Source organism: Polaromonas sp. P1_G4 (genome assembly GCF_056405475.1).
In genome coordinates, this window is record NZ_JBFUCA010000165.1 from 1 (window position 1) to 8,014 (window position 8,014).

Consider the following 8,014-nt stretch of genomic DNA (forward strand, 5'->3'; position numbering starts at 1 on the left):
GTGTAGGCCGAATACGGCGCGAGCAGGTCGGCAAAAATCGCCACGAGGACCAGGCCCAGCACGATGAAGAGGCCCAGCATCGCCAGCCGGTTGCGCGAAAAATCGTGGCAGCCGTGGTACATGCGGCCCATGAAGGCCTGGCGGCGCGAGGCAGGGCGGTCGGTGCTCAGCCAGTCGCGCAGGGATGCAACCTTTGAAGTCATCGGATACGCGTCCTTGGGTCGAGCAGCTTGTACAAGACGTCTGACAATAAATTCAAGCCGACAAAGATCGAGCCCACCACAATCGTGCCGCCCAGCACCGCATTCATGTCGGCGTTCTGCAGCGAGTTGGTGATGTAGAGACCGAGGCCTGGCCAGGCAAAGACGGTTTCCGTCAGCACCGAGCCCTCGAGCAGGCCCGCATACGACAGCGCGATCACCGTGACCAGCGGCACCATGGCGTTGCGCAGCGCATGGCGCCAGATGATGCGCGACTCCGACAGACCCTTGGCGCGCGCGGCGACCACGTATTCCTGCGCGAGTTCATTGAGCATGAAGGAACGCGTCATGCGGCTGATGTAGGCCAACGCGAAATAGCCGAGCAGCGAAGCCGGCAGGATGAGGTGCGAAAACACATTGCGAAAAGCCTCCCACTCGCCGGTCATGGCTGTGTCGAGCAGCAAAAGCCCGGTGATGGGCTTGAGTGTGTACTCATAACTCACGTCGATCCGGCCCGGCCCGGAGACCCAGCCCAGCCGCGCATAAAACACCACCAGCGCCATCAGCCCCAGCCAGAAGATGGGCACCGAATAGCCCACCAGGCCGATCACGCGCACCACCTGGTCCACCAGCTTGCCGCGCCGCACTGCGGCCCAGACGCCCAGCGGCACGCCCAGGCCCGCGCCTATCAGGATGCCCAGGCTCGCCAGCTCCAGCGTGGCCGGAAAGGCGCGCTTGATGTCCGTCATCACCGGGTTGGCTGTCAGCACCGAGACGCCGAAGTCGCCCTTGAGCACCTTGCCGATGTAGATGTAGAACTGCTCATACAGCGGCTTGTCCAGCCCCAGCTCCTGGCGCACCCGCTCGATCACATGCGCCGGTGCGCGATCGCCCACGATGGCCAGCACCGGGTCAATGGGGATCACGCGGCCGATGAAAAACGTGACCGCGAGCAGGCCCAGGTAGGTGAGCAAAATCACCACCAGGAAGTTGACTAAGCTCCTGGCGTGCGGCGTGAAGCGTTGGCCCGCCGTGCGCGTGGTCACCGCACTGAGCGGCGCCACGCCGGCGGCTGTGGGGTCGGGAATGGCCAAAGTCGGTGGCTTATCAGCGCTTGGAGGCGTTGAACATGTAGTTGCTGTCGAAGGTGGGGCCCAGCTTCAGGCCGTCCACGTTGCTCCGGAAAGCCGCCACCTCAGTTTGCTGGTACAGCATGATGAAGGGGCYGGTCTTGCGGAACTCGGCCTGCAGGTCCTCATACATCTTCTTGCGCTTGCCGGCATCGCGCTCCAGCACCGCCGCGTCCGACTGCTTGGTCAGCTCGGGAATCGCCCAGGCATTGCGCCAGGCCAGCGGCTTGGCCTTGGCATCGTCGGCGTTGTCGGGGTTGCGCGTGAAGGTGTCGGCGTTCGAATGCGGGTCCCAGTAGTCGGCGCCCCACTGGCCGATGTACATGTCGTGGGTGCGGGCGCGGTACTTGGTCAACGTCTGCTTGCCGTCGCCGGGAATGATCTCGATGTCGATGCCGGCCTGCTTGGCTGTTTGCTGGAAGGCCTCGGTGATGCCCTGCACCGGCTGGATGGTGCGCATGTCGATGGTGACCTTGAAGCCGTTGGCAAGGCCCGCTTTGGCCAGCAGCGCCTTGGCCTTGGCCACGTCGAGCTTGTAGGGCTTGACGGTGCTGGCGCCCAGCAAACCCTGCGGCAGAAAGTTCTGATTGATCACGCCGATGTTCTTGACCAGTGTGTCGCCGATGGCGTCGTAGTCGACCAGGTATTTCAGGGCCTCGCGCACTTCGGGCTTGGCCAGGTTGGCGTTCTTCTGGTTCAGGCTGATGTAGTAGACCGTGCCCTTGGGCGTGGAAGTCATCTTCACATCTTTGTTGGTCGAGAGCGCGGCGATGTCCTGCGGGCTCAGGTTGCGGGCGATGTCGATGTCGCCTTTTTCCAGCAGCAGGCGCTGCGTGGCCGATTCCTTGACGTGGCGGTAGATCACGCGGGCCAGCTTGGGCTTGGCGCCATAGTAGTTGTCGTTGCGTTCCAGCGCCACGATTTCATTGGCTCGCCATTCGCGCAGCTTGAGCGGGCCGGAGCCGGCGTAATTGGTTTTCAGCCAGGCATAACCCCAGTCGCCGTTGACCTCTTTCGACTGCACCAGCTTCATGTCGACAATGCCGGCCACGTTGGCCGTCAGGCAGTTGAAGACAAAGGTGGGCGCATAGGCCTTGTCGGTTTCCAGGGTCACCACGGTCGGGCTGGTGGCCTTGATCTTGTCCTTGACGTTGGTCTTGGAGAAACCGAACTGGGTCAGGATGAAGGCGGGGGATTTGTCCAGCATCACGGCGCGCTGCAGCGAATACGCCACTTCTTCGGCCGTGAGTGGATTGCCGGAGGCGAATTTGATCCCGGGCTTGAGCTCGAAGGTGTAGGTCTTGCCATCGGCCGAGACGGTCCAGGACTTGGCCACGTCGCCCACCAGTTTGGAAGGGTCGTTCACATCCAGGCGCAGCAGGCGGTCATAGGTGTTGCCCATGATCTCGCCGGCGGACAGCTCAAAGGCTTCGGCCGGGTCCATGGTGATGATGTCATCGAAACCGAAGGCCAGCACCAGGGTGTCTTTGGGCGTGGCGGCCAGCACTGCGCCGGCGCTGCAGGCCAGCATGGCGGCTGCGGCAGTGGCGCAAAGAACGCGGCGGCTGAGGTGGGGAAGCATGTGGTTCAAGATGATTTCCTTCGGTTGGACAGTCAAACAAACATTGCGCCTGACCGCTTGTGGCGGCCGCGCCCGGGGGTCTCAGGGGTGAGCAGGAATCATGCCCATGCCGCTGGTGGTTGCCGCCGGTAACTTGTACATACAAGTCAGGGACCTGTTCACGGTCCAGGGCGACTGATGCATTCTGCGCCGCCGACCGCGCGCGTCAAGACCCGGGTTTTCCGCGATTGCTGACTTCATGAAAACCGGCGGTCCGGCGGCGGACCGCCTGGCCGTCGCCCACGTAACCAACACCGTTGCCCCAAAAAAGTGTCCAGACGCCGCCTTCCAGCGTGAAGCGTTACGACCTGCTGCTCGGCGGAATATCCTGGTGGACAACCGGCTGAACTCTGCGGGTTTTACCGGTGTTTGTTGTTGCTATTAAAAACATAGCTGCTGGCGCCCATCCATATTGGGCTTAAGGCCGAAACTTCCCCTGAAAACAGCCTGAACCGGGTCTGGTTTCAGTTTCGGGGCAAATCCCTTCTTCTGGCGCGTTCAGGAGGCCTCGCAAGCCTTGTTCTTGAGGTCCAAAAGTGGCTCGAGGTCAATTAAATAGGGCGCCACAAGCTATGAAATTGATAGCGATCRCTCGGTGCGTCCGGACCCGGCAAAGGACACCTGCCGTCAGATCACCGGCCTTTACCCCGCCCCGTGACACTTCTTGTATTTCTTCCCGCTACCGCAATAACACAGGTCGTTGCGCCCGGGCGTGGCCTCCACCCGCACCGTCTCGACCTTGGGGCCCATGGTCTTCCACAACTCACGCAAGTCATACACCGCCCAGATGGCCTCGCCAAAAGCGTTGAGCCTGGCAATGCTGGTGCTGGGCGTGCCGTCTTCGCTCAGGGGTGACACCTCGGGCGGGGCGCTATCGTCTTCGGTCATGGCGACCACGGCCTGCAGGGCGCCGTCGAGCCATTTGGCGGCGTCTTTGTCACGCGGCGCCATCCACTCGTCGGGCCAGCTTTCCACCGCAAACATGAAGCCCAGCGCCCAGACCTGCGCGAATGCGGGCAGGTCTTCGCCCTTGAAAGCGGCACGTTCGTCGGGCGGCATGTCGGCCACGGCGCCGCGTATGTCCATGACCTCGGGGTGGTAGCAGTTGTCGTCTTCGAGCGAGTCCACTTCGGCGTCCAGCGCCGTTTCGACTTCCTGCCAGCGCTGGTTCCAGAGCATGAGGAAGCGCTCACGTTGCGCGTCGCTGGCGAACGAGCCGCCTTCCGGATCCGGTGCCTCGCCCTCAGCGGGGACGGCGAGCAGCACGGGCAGGTATTCGGCTGCCTCGATGGGCCGGCGCGAGCAGATCACGGCGGCCATGAAGCCTTCGCAGAATTCCCACTGCGGCGTTTCGTCATAGCGGGTGCGCAGGTCGTCGAGGATGGCATCGAGCTCGTCGAACGCCTCGACTTCCAGGAAAACCGGCTCCGGCGAGGGCTTTGAAGGGATGACGGATTTGGGGGTGGGCTTCATGAAAAAAACAGTTCTGAGCGTCACATGAGGCTCTTATGATGCAAAGTGTATCTGGCGCGTCGCGGCCGTATGCCCCTGATATGACTCTGTTTTGTGCCCTTTTGTGACCCCTCCCCCGGAAGCTCCACCATGTTTCTTCAGCGCCTGGATGCCTGGTTCCCCGTCCGTTACACCTTTATGGCCCTGTGCGGGCTTGCTGCGCTGCTGGGGCTGCTCGGCCTGATGGTTTTTGGCGTCGGGAAGCTGGCGCTGGTTTCCCTGGTGGCCGGTGTGGTGCTGGTGTGTGTCGGTGTGCGCGACTTGCGGCAAACGCGCCATGCCGTGCTGCGCAATTACCCGGTCATCGGCCACCTGCGTTTCCTGTTTGAGTACATCCGGCCCGAAATGCGCCAGTACTTCATCGAAAGCGACAGCGAGGCCACGCCGTTTTCCCGTGCCCAGCGCTCGCTGGTGTACCAGCGCGCCAAGGGCGAACCCGACAACCGGCCGTTCGGCACGCAGCTGGACGTGGGCGCGCAGGGGTATGAGTGGGTCAACCATTCGATGTCGCCGACCAAACTGTCAACCCACGACTTCCGTGTCTGGATAGGCGGCACGCCCGATCATCCGTCGCCCTCGGTGGAGCCCTGCACGCAGCCTTATCACGCCAGCGTGTTCAACATTTCGGCACTGAGCTTCGGATCGCTCTCGGCCAATGCCATCATGGCGCTGAACAAGGGCGCCAAACTCGGCGGCTTCGCGCACGACACGGGCGAAGGCTCGATCTCGCAGCACCACCGGCTGCATGGCGGTGACCTGATCTGGGAAATCGGCTCGGGTTACTTTGGTTGCCGCAACGAGGACGGCACGTTCAGCGAAGAGCGTTTCGCCGCCAACGCACGCGACCCACAGGTCAAGCTGATCGAGCTCAAGATGAGCCAGGGCGCCAAGCCCGGCCACGGCGGCATCCTGCCGGGGCCGAAGGTCACCGAGGAAATCTCGGCGGCGCGCGGTGTACCGCAGGGCAAGGACTGCATTTCGCCCTCCAGCCACAGTGCATTTTCCACGCCGGTCGAGATGATGCATTTCATCGCCAAACTGCGAAAGCTGTCGGGCGGCAAGCCGACCGGCTTCAAGTTCTGCATCGGACACCCGTGGGAATGGTTTGCGATTGTGAAAGCCATGCTGGAGACCGGCATCACGCCGGACTTCATCGTGGTGGACGGCGCCGAGGGCGGCACGGGCGCGGCGCCCGTCGAGTTCACCGACCACGTGGGCGCGCCGCTGCAGGAGGGCCTGCTGCTGGTGCACAACACGCTGATCGGTGTCAATCTGCGCAGCCGCGTTTCCATCGGTGCCGCCGGCAAGGTGGTGAGCGCGTTTGACATGGTGCGGCTGATGGCGCTGGGCGCCGACTGGTGCAATGCCGGGCGCGGTTTCATGATGGCGCTGGGCTGTATCCAGGCGCAAAGCTGCCACACCGGCAAATGCCCGACGGGCGTCACCACGCAAGACCCGGTGCGCCAGCAGGCACTGGTGGTGCCCGACAAGGCCGAACGCGTGCGCAATTTCCACCGCAGCACGCTGCATGCGCTGCAGGAGCTGGTGCAGGCCGCGGGCCTGTGCCACCCGCGCGAAGTCAACGCGCATCACATCGTGCGGCGCCTGACCGATACCGAGGTGCGGCTGCTGAGCAACCTCATCATGCAGGTCGAACCCGGCGCGCTACTGGGCTCGCTGGAAAAACAGAACACGGTGTTCAGCTACTACTGGCCGCTGGCCAGCGCGCACAGTTTTCGCGCCAATGGCGTGGGGCCGGGTGGGCACATGCCTGCGCAAGCCAACGGCATCCGTATGCCGGTGACGGGTGATGCCGCGGCGGTATCGGGGGCAGTTCCCTCTGGCGCCTCCGCAGAGCGCGCTGCGGGTTAAACGCCTCTCACGGCATTCCGGGTCATGAACGGGTCGCTATTAATTAAATAGCTGCTTGCGCACGTACACCCTGGGTCAGGAGCCTTTTCTTCATTGAAAGCACATGCCGGTCCTTGCTGAGCAGCAAGGCCTTGCCAGTCACCGCCAGGTCGATGAACTTCTGGTCGTCGGGGTCGCTGCAAGTGACACCGGCCTTGGCTGCCACCTCCGTCAGGCGAGCATGCCGGTCAAAGGCGGCGAGCACGTCATCGGCGCTTAATTCGTAAAACGCCAGGCGGGGAATGATTTGCGGATAGGCCAGCACGCGCTCAAGTTCGTCGCGCATGGCCTGCGTGGCCAGCCAGTCGAGCTCGCCGGCCTCCAGCGCTTTTTTCAGTGGCTGCGCTGCCGCGTCATTGAAGACAAACACGTCGAGGACGATGTTGGTGTCCAGCACRACAGGCTGGCGCACTGAGGCCGTCACGCCGCCGGCTCGTTCGGTGGGGTGGGGGCGGCTGCGCCGGGCTTGCCGCGTGCGGAGCCCGCCACCATGTCAAAGCGGAACAGGCGGCATTCGATGGGACCGTTCCACATCGGCACGCGCCGCGATTCTTTCAGGCGCATCTTGCCGGGCAGTTTGAGGTCGGGTGTGAGCACGTGAGCGGTCCAGCCGGCGTAATTTTTCTTCCAGTGCGCGGCCAGTTGTGGAAAAAACTCCGTCGCTTCTTCGCCCCAGGCGTTTTGTGCCTGCTCGCGGCCGGGGTTCGCCGAGCGGTCGCGCGATGTCTCGAAGGCGGGTTCTTCACGTGTGTCACCCCGATCACCGCTGTCCCGGTTCAGCGGCTGGCCAAATTCGTCGATGGGCTGGTTGCGGTGGTCCTGCTGCACGCGTCCTTCGGCCTGTCCTTGCTGGCGGCGCTGGTCGCGCCCCTGCACGCCGGTGATGCCGGCCACACCTGCCACATCAATACGCTCGCCGTAAGGCGGATTCACCAGCATCACGCCCGAAGGCGCGGGCGGCATGCGCTGCAGGGCGTCGCCGCCGCGGAATTCCACCGCATTGGCCACACCGGCACGCTCGGCATTGCGTTCGGCAAAGTCGACCATGCGGAAAGACACGTCGCTGCCGAACACCGGCGCTGTAGGTTCGGTGATGGCGGCTTCGGCCTGGTCGAGCAGGCCGTCCCAGACATGGCCCTGGAAGGGCAGGTATTTCTGAAAGGCAAAACGGCGGTTGATGCCGGGCGCAATGTTGCAGGCGATTTGCGCGGCTTCAATCGCGATGGTGCCCGAGCCGCAGCAGGGGTCATAGAGCGGCACGCCTTCTTTACAGAGCTGATCCCATCCGCTGGCGGCAATCATGGCGGCGGCCAGGGTTTCCTTCAGCGGGGCATCACCCTTGTCTTCGCGCCAGCCGCGCTTGAAGAGCGGCTCGCCCGAGGTGTCGATGTAGACCGTGACGGTGTCCGTCGTCAGGTGCACGTAGACGCGCACGTCGGGCCAGCGCGTGTCGACGCTGGGCCGCACGTCGTCGAACTTGGCGCGAAAGCGGTCGGCGATCGCGTCCTTGATCTTCAGCGCCGCGAAGTTCAGGCTTTGCAGCGGGCTGTGCTGGGCCGTGATCTCGACCTTGAAGGTCTGCTTGGGCGTGAACCAGATTTCCCAGGCCACGTTGGCAGCTGCGTTGTAGAGGTCTTGTT

The 8,014-nt window shown here is 63.4% G+C and carries 6 protein-coding genes and 1 pseudogene; 1 reads left to right on the plus strand and 6 read right to left on the minus strand.

Translation table 11 applies throughout. From position 1 onward, the window contains the following. The 4 genes and pseudogenes from AC1D1X_RS10315 to AC1D1X_RS10330 all read right to left on the minus strand — a co-directional run. A pseudogene (locus AC1D1X_RS10315) lies at positions 1 to 203 on the minus strand (D,D-dipeptide ABC transporter permease); the annotation flags it as partial. Continuing rightward, complete coding sequence (locus AC1D1X_RS10320; protein WP_477670653.1) at positions 200 to 1,294, minus strand: ABC transporter permease; 1,095 nt, start codon at positions 1,292 to 1,294, stop codon at positions 200 to 202. The pseudogene AC1D1X_RS10315 and the gene AC1D1X_RS10320, both read right to left, overlap by 4 nt. A 13-nt stretch (positions 1,295 to 1,307) precedes the next feature. Then, positions 1,308 to 2,912 (minus strand): ABC transporter substrate-binding protein, encoded by a 1,605-nt coding sequence (locus tag AC1D1X_RS10325; protein ID WP_477698234.1) that lies wholly within the window; start codon positions 2,910 to 2,912, stop codon positions 1,308 to 1,310. Between the two features lie 681 nt (positions 2,913 to 3,593). After that, positions 3,594 to 4,424, minus strand: a complete 831-nt coding sequence (locus AC1D1X_RS10330; protein WP_477670654.1) for a YecA/YgfB family protein — start codon at positions 4,422 to 4,424, stop codon at positions 3,594 to 3,596. 129 nt (positions 4,425 to 4,553) lie between these two features. Between AC1D1X_RS10330 and AC1D1X_RS10335 the strand changes: the two genes are divergently transcribed. After that, positions 4,554 to 6,335 (plus strand): FMN-binding glutamate synthase family protein, encoded by a 1,782-nt coding sequence (locus AC1D1X_RS10335; RefSeq protein WP_477670655.1) that lies wholly within the window; start codon positions 4,554 to 4,556, stop codon positions 6,333 to 6,335. Positions 6,336 to 6,378: 43 nt separating this feature from the next. On the opposite strand, the gene AC1D1X_RS10340 is transcribed toward AC1D1X_RS10335, so the two are convergent. Together AC1D1X_RS10340 and AC1D1X_RS10345 are read right to left on the minus strand one after the other, a co-directional pair. Continuing rightward, positions 6,379 to 6,786 carry a putative toxin-antitoxin system toxin component, PIN family gene (locus AC1D1X_RS10340; protein ID WP_477698232.1) on the minus strand — a complete coding sequence of 136 codons (408 nt, stop codon included), beginning with the start codon at positions 6,784 to 6,786 and terminating at the stop codon, positions 6,379 to 6,381. Positions 6,787 to 6,794: 8 nt separating this feature from the next. Then, the coding region (locus AC1D1X_RS10345) for a THUMP domain-containing class I SAM-dependent RNA methyltransferase (protein ID WP_477698233.1) at positions 6,795 to 8,014 on the minus strand (1,220 nt) is incomplete at its 5' end.